Annotated in this window: 18 protein-coding genes and 1 other annotated feature; of the genes, 16 read left to right on the top strand and 2 right to left on the bottom strand. The window is 38.4% G+C overall.

Annotated elements, in window-relative coordinates:
- Positions 1-22: 22 nt before the first annotated feature.
- The 6 genes from IGK96_RS11835 to IGK96_RS11810 all read left to right on the top strand — a co-directional run bounded on the left by IGK96_RS11835 (position 23) and on the right by IGK96_RS11810 (position 5,667).
- Complete coding sequence (locus IGK96_RS11835) at positions 23-1,156, top strand: DUF916 and DUF3324 domain-containing protein (protein ID WP_010707083.1); 1,134 nt, start codon at positions 23-25, stop codon at positions 1,154-1,156.
- Positions 1,137-1,538, top strand: coding sequence for an LPXTG cell wall anchor domain-containing protein (locus IGK96_RS11830; RefSeq protein WP_016616802.1), 402 nt, complete (start codon positions 1,137-1,139; stop codon positions 1,536-1,538). The genes IGK96_RS11835 and IGK96_RS11830 overlap by 20 nt, the downstream gene beginning before the upstream one ends.
- 46 nt (positions 1,539-1,584) lie before the next feature.
- Positions 1,585-1,809: a hypothetical protein gene (locus IGK96_RS11825; RefSeq protein WP_002415869.1), complete on the top strand. Its 225-nt coding sequence runs from the start codon at positions 1,585-1,587 to the stop codon at positions 1,807-1,809.
- 165 nt (positions 1,810-1,974) lie between these two features.
- Positions 1,975-3,984, top strand: a complete 2,010-nt coding sequence (locus tag IGK96_RS11820; RefSeq protein WP_010713778.1) for a BglG family transcription antiterminator — start codon at positions 1,975-1,977, stop codon at positions 3,982-3,984.
- Between the two features lies 1 nt (position 3,985).
- Complete coding sequence (locus IGK96_RS11815) at positions 3,986-4,285, top strand: PTS sugar transporter subunit IIB (RefSeq protein ID WP_002367331.1); 300 nt, start codon at positions 3,986-3,988, stop codon at positions 4,283-4,285.
- Positions 4,286-4,299: 14 nt separating this feature from the next.
- Positions 4,300-5,667, top strand: a complete 1,368-nt coding sequence (locus tag IGK96_RS11810) for a PTS ascorbate transporter subunit IIC (RefSeq protein ID WP_002355097.1) — start codon at positions 4,300-4,302, stop codon at positions 5,665-5,667.
- Between the two features lie 64 nt (positions 5,668-5,731).
- On the opposite strand, the gene IGK96_RS11805 is transcribed toward IGK96_RS11810, so the two are convergent.
- Complete coding sequence (locus IGK96_RS11805; RefSeq protein ID WP_085443382.1) at positions 5,732-6,706, bottom strand: alpha/beta hydrolase; 975 nt, start codon at positions 6,704-6,706, stop codon at positions 5,732-5,734.
- A 211-nt stretch (positions 6,707-6,917) separates the two neighbouring features.
- On the opposite strand from IGK96_RS11805, the gene rbsR reads away from it, so the two are divergent.
- From rbsR to rbsU, 4 genes are all read left to right on the top strand, one after another.
- On the top strand, positions 6,918-7,913 hold the full coding sequence (rbsR, locus tag IGK96_RS11800; protein ID WP_002370032.1) for a ribose utilization transcriptional repressor RbsR: 996 nt from the start codon (positions 6,918-6,920) through the stop codon (positions 7,911-7,913).
- 91 nt (positions 7,914-8,004) lie between these two features.
- A complete protein-coding gene (gene rbsK, locus IGK96_RS11795; protein WP_002381157.1) occupies positions 8,005-8,922 on the top strand; it encodes a ribokinase in 918 nt (305 codons plus the stop codon).
- Positions 8,923-8,937: 15 nt separating this feature from the next.
- On the top strand, positions 8,938-9,333 hold the full coding sequence (gene rbsD / locus IGK96_RS11790; protein ID WP_002359153.1) for a D-ribose pyranase: 396 nt from the start codon (positions 8,938-8,940) through the stop codon (positions 9,331-9,333).
- A gap of 20 nt (positions 9,334-9,353) precedes the next feature.
- On the top strand, positions 9,354-10,241 hold the full coding sequence (rbsU, locus tag IGK96_RS11785) for a ribose/proton symporter RbsU (RefSeq protein ID WP_016614484.1): 888 nt from the start codon (positions 9,354-9,356) through the stop codon (positions 10,239-10,241).
- Between the two features lie 19 nt (positions 10,242-10,260).
- On the opposite strand, the gene IGK96_RS11780 is transcribed toward rbsU, so the two are convergent.
- Complete coding sequence (locus tag IGK96_RS11780) at positions 10,261-11,145, bottom strand: LysR family transcriptional regulator (RefSeq protein ID WP_002370030.1); 885 nt, start codon at positions 11,143-11,145, stop codon at positions 10,261-10,263.
- A 107-nt stretch (positions 11,146-11,252) separates the two neighbouring features.
- Between IGK96_RS11780 and IGK96_RS11775 the strand changes: the two genes are divergently transcribed.
- The 6 genes from IGK96_RS11775 (at position 11,253) to tpx (ending at position 16,768) form a co-directional block, all read left to right on the top strand.
- Entirely contained in the window at positions 11,253-11,834 is a 582-nt protein-coding gene (locus IGK96_RS11775; protein ID WP_002355105.1) for a DapH/DapD/GlmU-related protein, read from the top strand.
- Entirely contained in the window at positions 11,834-12,571 is a 738-nt protein-coding gene (locus tag IGK96_RS11770) for an SDR family oxidoreductase (protein ID WP_002355106.1), read from the top strand. The genes IGK96_RS11775 and IGK96_RS11770 overlap by 1 nt, the downstream gene beginning before the upstream one ends.
- A gap of 180 nt (positions 12,572-12,751) precedes the next feature.
- A complete protein-coding gene (locus tag IGK96_RS11765) occupies positions 12,752-14,065 on the top strand; it encodes an NCS2 family permease (protein WP_002355107.1) in 1,314 nt (437 codons plus the stop codon).
- Between the two features lie 159 nt (positions 14,066-14,224).
- On the top strand, positions 14,225-15,439 hold the full coding sequence (thiI, locus tag IGK96_RS11760) for a tRNA uracil 4-sulfurtransferase ThiI (protein ID WP_010707108.1): 1,215 nt from the start codon (positions 14,225-14,227) through the stop codon (positions 15,437-15,439).
- 129 nt (positions 15,440-15,568) lie between these two features.
- Complete coding sequence (locus tag IGK96_RS11755) at positions 15,569-16,216, top strand: redox-sensing transcriptional repressor Rex (RefSeq protein WP_002365189.1); 648 nt, start codon at positions 15,569-15,571, stop codon at positions 16,214-16,216.
- 63 nt (positions 16,217-16,279) lie between these two features.
- Positions 16,280-16,768, top strand: coding sequence for a thiol peroxidase (gene tpx / locus IGK96_RS11750; protein ID WP_002355111.1), 489 nt, complete (start codon positions 16,280-16,282; stop codon positions 16,766-16,768).
- A gap of 49 nt (positions 16,769-16,817) precedes the next feature.
- Positions 16,818-17,057, top strand: a binding site (T-box leader).
- Positions 17,058-17,125 lie beyond the last annotated feature (68 nt).

Genomic DNA, 17,125 nt, shown 5'->3' with positions numbered 1-17,125 from the left:
CGATACATAGGAGGAACAAATAATGAAGACAATGCGCTGGCTAATCGTCACAGTTTTTATTTGTGTGATGGCATTAAGCATCCCTTCTGCTGTACAAGCAGAAGAAGCGGATGACAACATGAATACAAAATTTACAGTTAAACCCAATATTCCAGAGAATCAAGCGAAAAATACGCAATCCTACTACGATCTCATTGTGAAACCAGGACAGAAACAAGAAGTAGAACTGTCATTAATTAATAAAACAAATGAAGAATTAACGATTGATTTAAATTTGGCGAATGCTGTGACGAATGACAATGGTTTAATTGTGTACAATGATTTTGAGAAAAAACCAGATTCAAGTTTAAAAGTACCCTTGACAACATTAATTAAATTACCTGAGGAACATGTAAAAGTTCCCGCTAAGAAAACCGTAACAGCCAAAATGACTGTCGAAATTCCAGCGAATGGTTTCCAAGGATTAGTTTTGGGTGGTGTTTATGCTTCGCTTGCAGAAGATGAAAAGGAAGAAAAAGGAAAATCAACGGGTTTAACCAGTCGATATGGATTTAATGTAGCAATTGCTTTACGAATGTCAGAAGATACACCGATGTATCTAGCAGAGACTCTTCAATTAGTTAAATTAGTTCCGACCATTGCTTTAGGAAATAAATCGGTCCAAGCGGTTATTCAGAATCCGACATCCGCTATTTTTCCTGAAGTACGTTTAGAAGGAAAAGTAACGAAAAAAGGCGAAACGAAAGAATATGCCAAACGGATTTTACCAAGTGTTCGTTTTGCACCGAATTCAACGATGAACTTCCACTTAGATTTTGGAAAAGAAGATGTACGTCCAGGAACCTATATTTTTGAAGGAGAAGCGGTCTTGAAAGAAGATGAACAACAAGTGTGGCCGTTTAAGCAAGAATTTACCATCAGTAGTCAAGAAGCCAAGAAATTAAACAAAGAAGCAGTAGTGAAATTGGTCCTACCGACTTGGTGGAATCAAGCTTTTTATGGATTGTTAGCTGCAACAATTGTGAGTCTAATTCTAGCTATTTGGCGTTTTACACAACAGAAAGCGATACTAAAACAACAAGCCTATTTACAACAAGAAAAACAGGCAGCCTTGAAAAATAGACAAGGAGTGCGCGATGATGACAGCGAAAAGTAAAGGATCACTTCTGGTGACATTGGGAATACTTTTAACCGTCAGCATTGCGATTCTGACCGCTTCTTCTGAGAGCTTTGCAGAAGAAGCGGGACAAACGAATATCGGTGTGACGTTTTATGGAGGGAAGGCACCTCTAAAAACGAAAGGTGGCACTAAGTCAACAGAACAACCAGTCACTAATAAAGGTAAAAAAACGTCACAACAACAAGACAAAGTGAGCAGAAAAACCACTGCTAAGACGAATCCCACAGCTGCACAGACATCCTTACCAAGGACAGGTGAACGAAATAGCACGTGGCTTTACAGCCTTGGTATTGCATGTTTACTCGTAGTACTAATAAGTTTCTATTATTTGAATAAAAAAAGGAAAAAGGAAAAATAATGTGCTGTTTTTATAAACAGAGTCAATTGTAGAAGGAGGAATATAGATGGAGATTACGATGTGGATTTGGATTTGTGCTGGCTTGGCCGTCCTTTGTTTTGCTTTATTTTTACTATTCTTAGTAAGTAGCATGAATTTTGTTCACCAAGCAAAGCCTAAGCAGTCTTTAGTAAAACAATCAATGTTTAGTTGGCTGCTTCTGGTGATGTGTGGCGGCTGGGTAGCGATAGCCATCTTACTGAATATCGCATTACAAACACAATTAACATAATGACAACCCGTTGTAAGTTTTTAAGAAACTTGCAACGGGTTTTTGTTAACTTTAAAATAAAGAACGGTACAATTTATCAAAAAAGTACAGTAGACATTTGTACCCAACTTAGATAGAAAATAAAGCGCTATCATTATATGATAATTACAGGAGGAGGACACAGCTGTGAATTATAAAATAAGTTATCTCCTTGACGAGTATGCAGGGCAAAAAATTGCGCTCTCTTTGGCTCAACAAATAACCGATCTTTCGCAACGAGAATTAGTGACGCAACTTTCGACAATAGGCGGAGAAGTTCAACAGAATACCGTCAGTATTCCAAACCTTTCCGCAAATGAATGGGGAAAACAACTTTTTCAACAACGTCAAGTGATTTATAGCGAAACAGAAAGACAAGCACTCATTTTTTTACTCACTTATTCAGAAATCGAAGAACTATCGGTGTATCATTACCAAAATTTTTTAGATGTTTCGAAAGGTACTATTTTAGCGGACATCAAAAAAGTACGACACCAACTAGCAACTGAAAATATTGCTTTATCCTACGAACGAAAACGAGGGTTTTACCTAGAAGGAGATGAATTTCGGATTCGTCGTTTCGGGAAAAATTGGCTTGCCCGCCTCTTACAACAAAAGTCGGGCACCTTTGCTTTATTTTGCTGGCTCAGTCAGCATCAAATGAGCCAATACGCAAAAATGCGTGACGGCATTCAATTAGCCGTCCAGGAAGCGCAGCTTCAACTGGTACCCAGCAGATTGGATGAAATTAGTTACTTTCTTGCTTTTTCTCAAAAAAGATTAGGCAAATATGAAACAGTCGTCTGGCCTGAGAACCAGTTAATTCAGTCCTTACGCGCTTATCCCGTCAGTCGTCGTATTTTAAGTGATTTAGTTGGGCCAGTGGCGAATGCAGAAACTGAGAGTCTTTTTTTCACGATTTGTTTAATGACAGCCTTGCAAGGAGAATTGCGAGATACGAAGTTAGAGTTTTTATTAGATATTTCTGGTGAAATTATTCGGAAAATGGAATTGTTGGCCGTTGTTCAATTTGAACAGCCTCGTGAATTGCTCATGAATGTGTATTATCATCTGGTTCCTGCTTATTTTCGGATTAACTATGGCTTTTACTTGCCGAATGTTTTAATCAAGGATATTCGACAATCGTATCGGTCGCTTTATCATCTTTGTGAACAAGCGTTAGCTCCTTTAGAAAAATTAACGAAACGTTCAATCCCGTCAGAGGAAATTGGTTTTTTTACCATATTATTTGGTGGAGAAATTTTCGGCCAAAAAAATGAACAGCGGCAAGAAAAGCTAAAAGCGCTAATTGTTTGTCCCAGTGGTATCAGTTCTTCGTTGATTTTGCAATCGGAATTGCGTCGGCTATTTCCAATGATTGAATTTAAAGAAACAAATGCGGTGAGGGAAATAGAGAATGTGTCTGAAAAAAGCTATGACATCATTTTCTCAACGGTCCCTATTGAAACAGCCAAAAAGGTTTATCTTACCAAGCCCATTATGAGCTCTTTGGAGAAAAATCAATTGATGCACCAAGTTCAATCAGATTGGCTATTGCCAGGTATTTCCATGCCAGATGTTAAAGATATTTTAGATGCGTTAAAACCTTACATTTCCTTAAAAAAAGGAGTCACAGAAGCGCAGTTATATCGTGTCTTGCATCGTAAAATGAACAAAATTTTAGAAAAAGAGGAGGATCTGCGTCCAATGTTATCGGAATTATTAACAACAGAAACAGTCCAAGTCCTGCCTGAAGTTGCAGACTGGCGAGCGGGAATTACAGAAGCTGCCAAGCCGTTATTAAAAAATGGCAGTATTACGGAAAAGTACATTGATGCAATGATTCAAAAAGTCGAATCGTTTGGGCCATTTATCCATATCTGTCCAGACGTAGCATTGCCTCATGCGCGACCAGAAGATGGCGTTAATCAGTTAGGCATGTCATTACTAAAAATCCAAAAAAGTGTCGATTTATTAGAAGATCCTAAGCATGAAATTCACCTTTTTATTTGTTTAGCTGCTTCAGATAACGAAACACATTTACGGGCCTTATCTAGTCTGACAAAAATTCTATCAAAAAAAGAATCATTACATCGCTTAGTGGCGGCTGAAACCGTCCCAGAAATACTATCAATTATCCAAGAAGGAGAGAAATAAGATGAAGATTTTTACAGTTTGTCAAAGTGGTTTAGGAACAAGTTTTATGGTGCAAATGAATATCCAACAAATTTTAGAGGAAGTCGGTGTTGATACAGATAATTTTCAAATTGATCACACAGATGTCGGGAGTGCCAGTGGCGATATGGCTGATTACTTCTTTGTCGAAAAAACATTGCAAGATGCTTTAGGGTCAATTCCTGCTGAAAAAATCATTCCTTTAAATGCGATTATTGATTACGATGAAACGAAGGAGAAAGTCTTGAAAGTTTTAGATGACAATGGCATTGCACATCAATAAGAAGGAGGAAAAACATGGAAACTTTATTGAATTTATTTGTTTCAATTGTTAGCCAGCCAGCGATTCTGGTTTCATTAATTGCTTTGTTGGGATTAGTTTTACAGAAAAAGAAATTTTCTGATGTTGTTCAAGGAACGTTGAAAACATTCGTCGGCTTCTTAGTTTTAATTGGTGGCGCAGGGCTATTAGCGAACTCGTTAACGCCCTTTGCGGAGATGTTCCAAACCGCATTAAATACACAAGGCGTGGTACCTAGTAATGAAGCAGTTGTAGCGATTGCCTTGCAGCAATATGGGACACCAACTGCTCTGATTATGTTGGTGGGCATGGTTGTTAATATTCTGTTGGCGCGTTTTACACGTTTTAAATATATCTTTTTGACAGGTCAAGCGATGATGTACGTTTCGTGTTTGACAGCCGTTATTTTAGTGGGGGCCGGTTTTAGCGTTAGTTTGCCAATGATTCTTTTAGGTGGTTTATTTGAAGGAACTTTATTAACAGTGACACCTGCTCTTTGTCAGCCCTTTATGAAACAAATTACTGGAAATGATAAAGTAGCAATGGGGCATACAGGGAATATTGGTTATGCGGCAAGTGGCTTTATTGGAAAAGTCTTTGGGAATAAAGAAAAGTCAACGGAAGATATTAAAATTCCTAAAAGTTTTGGTTTTTTAAGAGACTCAACCATCTCAATTATGATTTTGATGTCGATTGTCTATGTGATTTTGGCTTTGCTGGCTGGGACAGGCTATGTCGAGCATGAGTTAAGCAATGGCGAAAATGCGATCATCTTTTCATTAATTCAAGCAGGGACCTTTACGGCTGGTTTCGTAGTGGTGTTACAGGGTGTGCGGATGGTTTTAGGAGAAATTGTGCCAGCTTTCCAAGGAATTGCTAAAAAATTAGTGCCTAATTCTAAACCAGCACTTGATGTTCCCATTATCTTTCCTTATGCGCCAAATGCTGTCTTGATTGGGTTCTTTGTGAGCTTTATTGTGGGAACTATTTCAATGTTAGCGATGGTTGGTCTGAATACCACTGTGATTATACCAGGCGTTGTTGGGCACTTTTTCTGTGGTGCCGCGGCAGGTGTTTTTGGAAATTCCACAGGGGGACGTCGGGGAGCGATTTTAGGGGCTGCGTTTAATGGCTTATTAATTAGTTGGTTACCGTTATTTATTTTACCAGTCTTGGGTGATTTACAGTTAGCATCCTCAACGTTTGCGGATACAGATTATTTAATCCCAGGCCTATTTTTAGGCAAATTAGGTGAGGCAGGTCCGAGTCTTTTAGTAGGAGGAATCATTGCTTTTGTAGTGGTTGTTCTTTTGGCTAGCGCTGTTTTGACTATGCGGGAGAAAAAAGTCGCCGAAGAAAACTAAGTGTTTTGTTCTAAAAAAAGGCAAATGGGACAGAAGTCGTTTTGACTTCTGTCCCATTTGCCTTTTACCATTGTTCTTGGATAAACTGTGCAATTTGTTTCCGCGCTTGTCGTCCTTCTGGCAAGTATTGTTTCATTGCGAAAACGTGTTGCATGCCAGGCACCAATCGGCAAGTATCTTGTGGTCGTGGCCCTAATTGTTTTAAAAATTGGTGATAGGAAGGGCAAAAAACTTCATGTGTGCCGCCCACGAAAAAAAGTGGCGGAAATTTTTGATAATCAAAGGACAAGCAATTTAAAGAAAGCGTGGAGTGATTAGCCGTGTCATCAATCTCTTGGGCAATTAATTGTAAATAGTTCATGCCAATCATTTTGTCCTTTTTTTGATAACTTTTGGCAACAGGAATGTCTAAATGTCCATCTAACCAAGGAGAAATTAAAACAGCAGCTTTGGGTAAGCGTTCAGGGAAATCGGTGGCTAAATTCTGCAATACGTTTAAAACCAATGTGCCACCAGCAGAATCACCTAATAAAATAACATCTTCGGGATCATAATGCTGTAAAATTTCTTGGTAAGCAACATAGCAATGATTATAAATATAAGCAAAAGACTTATTTGGTGCTAATGGATATACAGGGATAAAATAATCTGTTGCAAAAGGGAGATCTTCAATTAGTTTATAACTAAAGTCTAATTGGCTATAGGCAAGATTCAATGTAAAGCCCCCACCATGCAGGTACAGTACAGCTTTCTTGGTAGGCGCAATAACGGAGTTTGACATGCTATACATCGTAGGAAATTGAGTCATTTCTTGAAGAGGAAAAAGATGACGTAAATGTTTTGGCAAAGTTACTTGTTCATTTAATGATCGTTGCCAATGATAAAAAGCCTTGGTGACTTTCGGATTTCGTTCAAGGCGAGCAATTTGGGAAAGACGTAAAGAATCTTCAAAAAGACAGGCTTTTAAGGATTTTTGACGAGAACGTGCGTGGAACAAATATGCGCTAGCTAACAACAAACCAATCGATTTCTTTTTCAATTAAGGCCCTCCATTCAGCAAAAAGTAAATCATTTTTTCTACAGTATAACATTTTAAAAGTAGAACAACGAAATTTGTTGAAGGGATGAAAGGACGGTTTAAACGAATGTACGTATTTATTTGTGGTTGCGTAAAGTAAATGATTGTAGTAAATTAAATGAGATTAAGAGGTCCGGTGAATGGGCGCGTTCACGGCAAGGAGAGAAGTAGGATGACAAATAAAAAGGTTACAATTAAAGATGTTGCCAATGACTCAGGTGTCTCTATTACTACCGTTTCACAAATTTTAAACGGGAATGGGGCACGGTTTAGTGGGAAAACGGTCGAAAAAGTATTGGCTGCAAAAGAGCGATTAAACTATCAGCCCGACTATTTTGCGCAGCGTATGGTGATGAAAAAAAGTAAGACGATTGGCGTAATCGTACCTGATATTACCAACCCATTTTTTGCGCAATTGATTCGAGGAATTGAAAGTGTTTTATACAAAGAAAATTTTATACTGATGTTATGCAATGCGGACCAAGATGTTACAAGAGAACATGAATATTTAACAGAGTTGATTCGTCGCAGTGTCGATGGTTTTGTGATTGCAAGTTCTGAAATTTCCAATCAAACGATTAATGAAACGCTACGTGCGAAAAAGATTCCGTTTATTGTACTTGACCAAAAAAAAGCAGAAGGCTTTAGCGATGCTGTTTTGACAGACGATTATAGAGGTGGGCAACTAGCAGCAAAGCATTTACAAGAGCAACGACATAAACAGGTCGTCGTGGTAATGCCACCACATGCGCCAGTCAATATTCAGCAACGGTTAAAAGGTTTTTGTTCTGTTTATACGGAAAAGGTCCAGTTAATCGAAACAGAATTATCAAAAACTGGCGGCTACCAAGCTGTCCCCGAAATTTTAAAAACAGAGAGCACCGGAATTTTTGCTATCAATGATGAAATTGCTTTTGGTTTATATCGAGGATTAGCAGAAGCGGGCAAAAAAATTCCTGAGGATTATAGTATTATTGGTTATGACAATGTTGATATGTGCGAGTATGTTTCGCCGCCGCTAACAACAATTGCTCAACCTGTTTTTCAATTGGGGCAAACTACGGCGACTCTATTATTGGAAAGAATCCATCAGCCTGCAAAAGATTGGGAGGAGCAAACCTTGCCTGTCCAACTGATTGAACGATTTTCGACAGCACCCTTGAAATAGCTTTCAAGGTGTGCTATATTTTTGTTGTGGAATTAAAACGTTTTACTAAAACGTTTTAATTAGAATGAAAAAATAAATTTTATTGAGGTGGATGAAAATGAACGCGGTTACAATTATCGGAAGTATCAATTTAGACACAACATTAAGAGTCAAAGAAATGCCAAAACCAGGCGAAACAATTCACGCCATTGAACATTTTACAGCGGGTGGTGGTAAAGGAGCAAACCAAGCAGTTGCAGCGAAACGTTCAGGCGCAGAAACATATTTTATTGGTGCTGTGGGAAATGATGGCGCTGGAGCTATGATGACTGATTTAATGAGTCAAGATGAAATTAATTTAACTGGGGTCACCACTTTAGAGAAAACAGCTACTGGCCAAGCCTTTATTATGGTAGATAACGCTGGTGAAAATAGCATTATGATTTACGCAGGAGCCAATAACGCCTTTACGCCAAAACAAGTACAGGAACATCAAGAAATTATTGAAAAAAGTGATTTTGTGATTGCCCAATTTGAAAGTGCGATTGATAGTACGATTGCAGCGTTTAAAATTGCTAAAAAAGCAGGCGTCAAAACGATTTTAAATCCCGCACCTGCGTTAGAACAAGTTCCTGAAGAATTACTAAACGTGACAGATATGATTGTACCAAATGAAACAGAAACCGAAATTTTAACAGGTATTAAAATCACAGATGAAGCGAGTATGCGTAAAGCCGCAGAAGCACTTCATCAATTAGGGATTGAAGCAGTAATTATTACAGTAGGTAGTAAAGGAGCCTTTTATGACGTCAATGGACGAAGTGGTATTGTGCCTGCTTTTAAAGTGAAAGCGGTTGATACAACGGCTGCTGGCGATACTTTTATTGGCGCATTAAGTAGTATATTAGAGAAAGACTTTAGCAATTTGGAAGAAGCTATTCGTTATGGAAACAAGGCGTCCTCGTTGACTGTTCAACGTTTTGGAGCCCAACCTTCGATTCCTTATCAACACGAATTGGCAGACAAATAAAAAGGAGCGAGCGACATGAAAAAAACAAAAGTTATTAATTCAGATATTTCCCGCGTCATCGCACAAATGGGTCATTTTGATAAATTAAGTATTGGTGATGCAGGCATGCCAGTGCCTCGGACTACAGAAAAAATTGATTTAGCAGTTACCAATGGCGTCCCTAGTTTTATGGAAGTTTTAAACAATGTTCTTGAGGAATTGGCAGTTCAACGAATTTATTTAGCAGAAGAAATTAAAACAGAAAATCCTGATATGTTGGCAGCAATTGAAACTCGTTTACCAGAAACTCCCATCAGTTTTATTCCTCATACAGAAATGAAACAAGAATTAAACAACTGCCATGCATTTATTCGGACAGGGGAAATGACTCCTTACGCAAATATTTTATTAGAAAGTAACGTTGTCTTTTAAACGAGAGAGGGGAAATAGAGATGAATGCGACTGCATTATTAATCGGTTTAGGACCGCTTCTAGGTTGGGGGCTTTTCCCAACAATCGCTTCCAAAATTGGTGGTCGTCCAGTGAATCAAATTCTCGGGACCAGTTTAGGAACATTAATTTTTGCCGCTATTTTTTCAATGATTAATGGTTTAGCTTTTCCAACGGGCATGGATTTATTCTTTTCAATTTTATCTGGTGTCGGTTGGGCCTGTGCGCAAATCATTACATTTAAATGCTTCACGATGATTGGGTCATCACGTGCTATGCCAGTAACGACCGCGTTCCAACTTTTAGGTGCTTCTCTCTGGGGTGTCTTTTTCTTAGGAAACTGGCCAGGTGCGACAGCTAAATTGTTAGGCGCATTTGCCTTAGTGTTAATCATGATTGGTGCCAAAATGACGGTCTGGTCGGAAACGGAATCCGCTGAGAGTGCTGGGATTATGAAAAAAGCAGTTCTTCTATTAGCCGTTGGTGAAATCGGCTATTGGGCGTACTCTGCAGCACCCCAAGCGACGGCAATTGATGGCATGCATGCCTTTTTACCACAAGCAATAGGCATGGTAATTGTCGCAGTTATTTATTCAGCAGTTGTCACTATTAAGGGTGGGGAAACATCGCCATTTATAGAAACTGTTTCTTACAAACAAATTTTTTCAGGCTTTTTCTTCGCCTTTGCAGCGTTAACTTATTTAATTTCAGCGCAGCCAGATATGAACGGCTTGGCAACTGGCTTTATTCTATCCCAAACATCAGTTGTGCTTGCAACGTTGACAGGTATTTGGTTCTTAGGTCAAAAGAAAACAGCCAAGGAAATGACCGTAACGATTATCGGCTTAGTTTTGATTTTGGCAGCAGCTACGATCACAGTGATGATTTAAAAAAGTATTCAACGACCTATTATTCAGGGCGTTGAATACTTTTTTTTATTTGTTCTAAAAATAATGCAGCAGCTGTGGAAAGAACCGTATTTTTGCGCCAAATTAAACTAATTTTGGCTGTTAAAGCAGGATATAGCGGGATAAAACGTAAATTTGTTTGCTTTGTTTCTAGAATACCATCAATGCTTAGGGCGCTACCTAGCCCAGCTTCTACCATCAGTGAAGCGTTGTAAAGTAAGTTGTAGGTCCCAACGATTCGGAACTGATCTAGACTTGCTTCGAGCCAATCAGAGAGTTGGCTCGGAACTTGTGCTTGTCGAGAAATAAATAAAGGTTCTTCTTTTAAATCGGCTGCAGTAATAACATTTTTAGTGGCTAAGGGATGGTCCTTTACAGTAATTAAGCCCCATGTATCTACAACTGGTAATGTTAAATAGCTATATTTTTGTTTAGGTGCAGGCTCAATAATTAAACCAAAATCTAATAATCCTTTGTCTAGCCGTTCTATTACATCATCTGCATTCCCACTGTATAAATGAAGGTGAATATCAGCTGAGTGCTGGCTTGTTATTTGTTGTAGTGCATTCGCTAAAAAAGACATAGCTTTTGTTTCGCCGCCACCAATCGTGATTTCGCCATTAATGAATTCATTTTGCGACAAGTTGGTGACTGTTTTATTCGCTAAGCTTAAAATATCTTGCCCTTGTTTAGCTAAATATTCTCCTTCAGGTGTTAATTGTATTTGTCGATTTCCTCGTATAAATAATGTCACGCCTAATTCTTCCTCTAATTCTTTTAATTGCTTAGATAATGTTGGTTGTGATACATGCAATTGTTTGGCTGCGCCACTAATCGTTTTTTCTTGGACCACTGCTAAGAAATAGTGAATCACTCGTAATTCCATTACTTTCCCTCCTATAACTAAAACGCATACTTATCTATTTATTATAAGTATTAGACAGAGGAGTTGTCACGTATTACGATAAATTTAGCAAAAGGAGGCGATTAGGAATGCTTACAAAAAATCTCCAAGAACTAATTGCAACAGGTAGCATTGATAAAGATGAACCACTATTTCAACTTATTCATCAGATTCAAGAGGAAAATAGTCGCTATTTAATAGAATTAAATCAACAAGCCTATACACATAATGAAGTAAGGAATCTTCTTGCCACGATTATCCAAGACAAAATTGACGAAACTGTTACGATTTTATTGCCTTTTTATACAGATTTTGGACGCAATATACATTTTGGTAAAAATATTTTTATTAATCGGGCAGCTATGTTTGTTGATTTAGGGGGCATTATAATTGAAGACAATGTTTTAATTGGTCCGCGCGTTAATCTCTTAAGTGTCAATCATCCGGAACTGCCAATGAAACGGCGAGGCGTATTGCTAGCACCAATTACCATTAAAAAATTTGCGTGGTTAGGTGCGGGTGTCACTGTTTTACCAGGTATTACGATTGGTGAAAATGCTATCGTAGCAGCTAATGCGACTGTAACTAAAGATGTGCCAGCTAACGCTATTGTTGCAGGAACACCAGCTAAAATTATTCGTTGGATTCAGGAAGATAAGGAGGAAATATAATGAAATCATTATCAGAAAAAGTTATTGTTATCATGGGCGCTTCCAGTGGCATCGGTGAGGCAACAGCCCGTTTACTTGCCAGAAAAGGAGCGAAGTTAGTCATTGCAGCACGTCGACAAGAACGTTTAATTGCTATAAAAAAAGAACTTCCTGAAGCAACGATTCTCGTGCAACAAGCAGATGTAACGAAAGAAGAGGAAGTTCAGCGTGTAATCAAGCTTACAATGGAAAAATATGGACGAATTGATGTTCTTTTTAACAATGCAGGAGTTATGCCAACGGCGCCTCTTATTGAAGCACCAAAAGGAGAATGGCGTCAAATGCTAGATATTAATATTATGGGTGTTTTAAATGGCATTGCGGCAGTTCTTCCAATTATGGTTGAACAAAAATCAGGGCAGATTATTACTACTGATTCTGTGGCAGGACATGTCGTTTATCCAGATTCGGCTGTCTACTGTGGAACAAAGTTTGCTGTTCGAGCAATTATGGAAGGATTGCGACAAGAACAAAGAGAGAATAACATTAAATCAACGATTATTTCACCAGGTGCTGTACAAACAGAACTTTATCAAACAATTTCTAATCGAGTAGTAGCTGAAACGTTACATCTAGAACAGTTAAGTTGGGGCTTAAAGGCGGAAGACATTGCGCAAGCAGTGGTCTTTGCCATAGACACGCCAGATCGTATGTCAATCAGTGAAATGGTTGTTCGCCCGACCACACAAACGATTTAATTTAAAAAGTATTCCTAGAAAGGAATACTTTTTTTAATCGTGATTGTTCGTTTTTTACAGAATTTAGAATTTGATATTTACTTATTTGTTGGTTTATTATATGATTAAACACGTTGTTTCATTAATAAATTGAATATTTTACGAACATTGTAAAATGTTTAGATTTTAGGAGGACGGAACATGAAAGAAAAAATAAGTTCATATTTTGAACTTGAACAATTGAATACGAATATGAAACGAGAAATGTTAGCTGGTTTCACCACATTTATCTCAATGGCGTATATTTTGTTCGTTAATCCAACCGTACTTGGTGCTTCTGGCATGGACGAAGGCGCTGTTTTTACTGCCACCGCTTTAGCGAGTGCCTTAGGTTGTATTTTAATGGGTGTGTTGGCGAAATATCCGATTGCGACAGCACCAGCTTTAGGAATTAATGCATTCTTTGCTTATTCAGTCTCTGTTGGTATGGGGATTCCTTGGCAAACGACATTAGCAGGCGTTTTTGTGGCTTCATTGATATTTATTTTAATTACAATTTTTAAATTACGCGAGCTAATTATTGATGCAATTCCTGCAGACTTGAAATTTGCTATTTCAGGTGGAATCGGGTTGTTTATTGCTTTTCTTGGTTTAAGCCAAGGTGGCTTAATTGTGGCTAATGATGCGACACTTGTTGGCTTAGGACCTTTGAATGTTGGTTCAACGTGGGTCACCATTGTCGGCTTAGTCGTAACTGCAATTTTGTTAGTTCGTCGAGTACCAGGTGGTATTTTTATTGGAATGGCGATTTCAACGATTGTTGGTTTAGCGACAGGCGTTATTCCAATGCCTGATAAGATTATTTCAAGCGCGCCAAGTTTAGAACCAACATTTTTAGTGGCGTTAGGACATGTGAAAGATATCAATACGATTCAAATGTGGGTCGTGGTTTTAACGTTCCTATTAGTAACATTCTTTGATACCGCTGGTACGTTGGTGGGCTTAGCCAATCAAGCAGGTTTTATGAAGGACAATAAAATGCCGCGTGTGGGGAAAGCTTTAGCCGCTGATTCAACAGCGATGTTAGCTGGTTCTCTACTAGGGACATCGCCAGTTGGTGCATATGTTGAATCATCTGCGGGGATTGCTGTGGGTGGTCGTTCAGGAATCACAGCTATTACAACCGGGATTTTATTTATTTTCAGCTTGCTATTTTCTCCTTTGTTAGCAGTTGTCACTTCGCAAGTTACAGCACCAGCGTTGATTATTGTTGGTGTTTTGATGGCACAATCCTTAAGCAAAATTAAATGGAACGAGATGGAAATTGCGATTCCTTCCTTCTTAATCTTGTTAGGAATGCCATTGACATACAGCATTTCAGATGGGATTGCCTTAGGCTTTATCTTCTATCCAATTACAATGATTGCGGCAAAACGCGGGAAAGAAGTTTCGCCAATTATGTATGGCTTGTTCTTTGTTTTTGTCGGATTCATGTGGATCCTGAATGCGCAATAAGCAAGAGAGAAAGTTATCAAATAGTTGATTCATAAGACAATGAACTTATGAATCAACTATTTTTTTTCGACTAAGCACTAGAAAAACGCCCCTTATTTGATGTATAATTTGCAAAGACATTGACCTGTGAAGATACAGGAACAGAGAGGAATTAATTGAGTGAAGTATACAGAAATTATGGTTCGCTATGGCGAATTATCAACTAAAGGAAAAAATCGTAAAACGTTTATCATGCAGTTAGCACAAAATGTGAAACGTGCGTTAGCTGATTTTCCAGCATTGAAAATCCATGCAGATCGAGACAGAATGCATATTTTATTAAATGGGGAAGATAGTGAAGAAGTGATTCCGAAACTAAGTAAAGTGTTTGGGATTCAAAATTTTTCGCCAAGTATTCGTATTGAAAAAGAAATGCCAGCGATTCGTGCAATGGTTCAAGAGGTTGTTCGGGAAGTTTATACGCCAGGTAAGACGTTCAAAATTACTGCTAAACGCTCGGACCATTCATTTGAACTTGATTCAAATGGCTTGAATCAAGAATTAGGTGGGGCTGTTATTGAAGCCATTCCGGAAATTCGAGTACAAATGAAAAAGCCTGATATTAACTTAAGAATTGAAATTCGTAAAGACGCGGCGTATTTATCTTATGAAACGATTCGCGGTGCGGGTGGATTGCCAGTGGGCACCAGTGGTCGTGGTATGTTGATGTTGTCAGGAGGCATTGATTCACCAGTTGCTGGTTATTTAGCTATGAAACGTGGCGTGGAAGTGGAAGCTGTCCATTTTGCTAGTCCGCCTTATACAAGTGAACAAGCGTTACAAAAGGCTAAAGATTTAGCTGAAAAATTAGTCCCTTATGTAGGAACTATTCAATTTATTGAAGTGCCCTTTACAGAAATTCAAGAAGAAATAAAACGAGTTGTTCCCCAAGGCTACTTAATGACCATTACACGACGTTTAATGTTACGCTTAACAGATGCAATTCGTGAAATGCGGAAAGGTTTAGTCATTATTAATGGTGAATCGTTAGGACAAGTGGCTTCGCAAACACTTCAAAGTATGGTAGCAATTAATGAGGTTACCTCAACACCGATAATTCGACCTGTTGTTTCAATGGATAAGACAGAAATTATCGAAATTGCCGAAAAAATTGACACGTTTGAATTAGCCATCCAACCCTTCGAAGATTGTTGTACAATTTTTGCGCCACCGCAACCGAAAACACGACCTCGCTTGGATAAAGCGCAAGATTATGAAGCGCGCTTAGACTTGGAAGGTTTAATGGCTCGGGCCTTAGAAGGACTCAAAATTACAGAGATTTCAGCAGAAACAGCGAAAGATAAACAAGAAGACGAATTTGCAGATTTCCTATAAGAAATAAATACAGTGACGGTCGCTTAGACGTCACTGTATTTATTTTGTACTTATTTCACAAACAAGTTGCTCGGAGAGGGGAACCGTGATAAACTGAATATGTGAAGTAGGTAACAAGGAGGACAGAGGATGGAGAAAAAAATGCCTAAAGCAACGGCAAAACGTTTGCCGGTTTATTTACGTTATTTAAAAATGTTAGGGGATTCTGGTGTTAAACGCATTAAATCACGAGAATTTAGTGAAATGATCCAGATTCCTTCTGCAACGATTCGGCGTGATTTTTCCCACGTTGGTGAACTGGGCCGAAGCGGTTATGGTTACGATGTGCCGTATTTAATTGAGGTATTTAGTAATATTTTAAATACGCAAGAAGAAAAAAGAATTGCTCTGATTGGTTGTGGCAATTTAGGCAAGGCATTATTAAAAAATAATTTTAGACGCAACGAGAATTTGAATATTGTTTGTGCTTTTGATAATGATTCAGCTTTAGTTGGCACCACGATTAATGGATTATTAGTTCATGATATGTCTGAGTTAGAAGCATTCGTTCGACAAGAAGGGGTCACGGTAGCCATTTCTACAGTACCAAGTCACCATGCCCAAAAAGCTATCGACAAAATTGTACAAGCGGGTGTGACTGCGATTTTAAATTTTGCGCCAGACCGTGTCAGTGTGCCAGCCAACGTTAGTGTGCAGTATATTGATTTAACAACGGAACTGCAAACACTGATTTATTTTAATGAAACTTTTTCACTAGCAAATAGCCCAAAGCAATAAAATTGTCTTCATAAAAATCCTCTACTATACTTATTATTGAAAGTGGAAAAGGAGGATTTCAGAATGAATGTTACAAGAAAAGGGCACGTATTAGAATTGACAGGTGAGCAGCCTAAAGTTGGCACAAAAGCCCCCGTCTTTTCTTTGAAAAATTTAAACAACCAAGAAATCAACTTAGCAGATTATAAAGGTAAAACGGTTTTAATTAGTGTGGTTCCTGATATCGACACACGTGTTTGTTCACTGCAAACGAAACGTTTCAATCAAGAAGCGGCGAAATTAGACGGTGTTCAGATTATCACGATTTCTAATAATACAGTCGAAGAACAAGCAAATTGGTGTGCCGCTGAGGGTGTCGAAATGGAAATGCTTCATGATACTGAAGACTCATTTGGTGCAGCTTATGGTTTGTATATTCCAGAAATGGGCCGTTTAGCACGTGCTATTTTTGTGATTGACCCAGAAGGAACGTTAGTTTATGAAGAAATCGTCTCAGAAGTTTCGTCGGAACCCGATTATCAACAAGCGTTAGAAGCTGCAAAAAAAGTGTAATCCCTCTAGATTACAAATTGACTTTGCTTGCGCTTCATTGTAGAATGAAGCAAAGACAGCGAACAAGAGGAGTATCATTGGCGTCGTTTTAGAGAAAAAGTCGTTCAGGTGCAAGACTTTTACACAACCAGTGAGAAGGTAGCTTGTGAGTCAATGGTTTGAACACAGTACGTTAGTAGAACGATTCGTTTCGTGAACGTTATCTCACGAATGAGTGGCATTTGAATGAATTCAATTCAAATGCAATTTAGGTGGTACCGCGTAAATAAGATGAATCTACGCCCTAAAATACGAAAGTATTTTAGGGCGTATTTTAGTGTTTAGCCAAAAAAAACTCATTTGTAAAATAATTACCGC

The sequence above is a fragment of the Enterococcus sp. DIV0682 genome (assembly GCF_051712685.1).
Lineage (GTDB): Bacteria > Bacillota > Bacilli > Lactobacillales > Enterococcaceae > Enterococcus > Enterococcus faecalis.
The sequence above is the reverse complement of the archived record's forward strand: the minus strand, read 5'-3'. Positions and strand labels throughout refer to the sequence as shown.

Excerpts from the sequence above, each read along its gene's own strand:
- IGK96_RS11835 (WP_010707083.1), top strand. The coding sequence starts at position 23 with ATGAAGACAATGCGCTGGCTAATCGTCACAGTTTTTATTTGTGTGATG.
- IGK96_RS11830 (WP_016616802.1), top strand. The coding sequence starts at position 1,137 with ATGATGACAGCGAAAAGTAAAGGATCACTTCTGGTGACATTGGGAATA.
- IGK96_RS11825 (WP_002415869.1), top strand. The coding sequence starts at position 1,585 with ATGGAGATTACGATGTGGATTTGGATTTGTGCTGGCTTGGCCGTCCTT.
- IGK96_RS11815 (WP_002367331.1), top strand. The coding sequence starts at position 3,986 with ATGAAGATTTTTACAGTTTGTCAAAGTGGTTTAGGAACAAGTTTTATG.
- IGK96_RS11810 (WP_002355097.1), top strand. The coding sequence starts at position 4,300 with ATGGAAACTTTATTGAATTTATTTGTTTCAATTGTTAGCCAGCCAGCG.
- rbsR (WP_002370032.1), top strand. The coding sequence starts at position 6,918 with ATGACAAATAAAAAGGTTACAATTAAAGATGTTGCCAATGACTCAGGT.
- rbsK (WP_002381157.1), top strand. The coding sequence starts at position 8,005 with ATGAAAATGAACGCGGTTACAATTATCGGAAGTATCAATTTAGACACA.
- rbsD (WP_002359153.1), top strand. The coding sequence starts at position 8,938 with ATGAAAAAAACAAAAGTTATTAATTCAGATATTTCCCGCGTCATCGCA.
- rbsU (WP_016614484.1), top strand. The coding sequence starts at position 9,354 with ATGAATGCGACTGCATTATTAATCGGTTTAGGACCGCTTCTAGGTTGG.
- IGK96_RS11780 (WP_002370030.1), bottom strand. The coding sequence starts at position 11,145 with ATGGAATTACGAGTGATTCACTATTTCTTAGCAGTGGTCCAAGAAAAA.
- IGK96_RS11775 (WP_002355105.1), top strand. The coding sequence starts at position 11,253 with ATGCTTACAAAAAATCTCCAAGAACTAATTGCAACAGGTAGCATTGAT.
- IGK96_RS11770 (WP_002355106.1), top strand. The coding sequence starts at position 11,834 with ATGAAATCATTATCAGAAAAAGTTATTGTTATCATGGGCGCTTCCAGT.
- IGK96_RS11765 (WP_002355107.1), top strand. The coding sequence starts at position 12,752 with ATGAAAGAAAAAATAAGTTCATATTTTGAACTTGAACAATTGAATACG.
- IGK96_RS11755 (WP_002365189.1), top strand. The coding sequence starts at position 15,569 with ATGGAGAAAAAAATGCCTAAAGCAACGGCAAAACGTTTGCCGGTTTAT.
- tpx (WP_002355111.1), top strand. The coding sequence starts at position 16,280 with ATGAATGTTACAAGAAAAGGGCACGTATTAGAATTGACAGGTGAGCAG.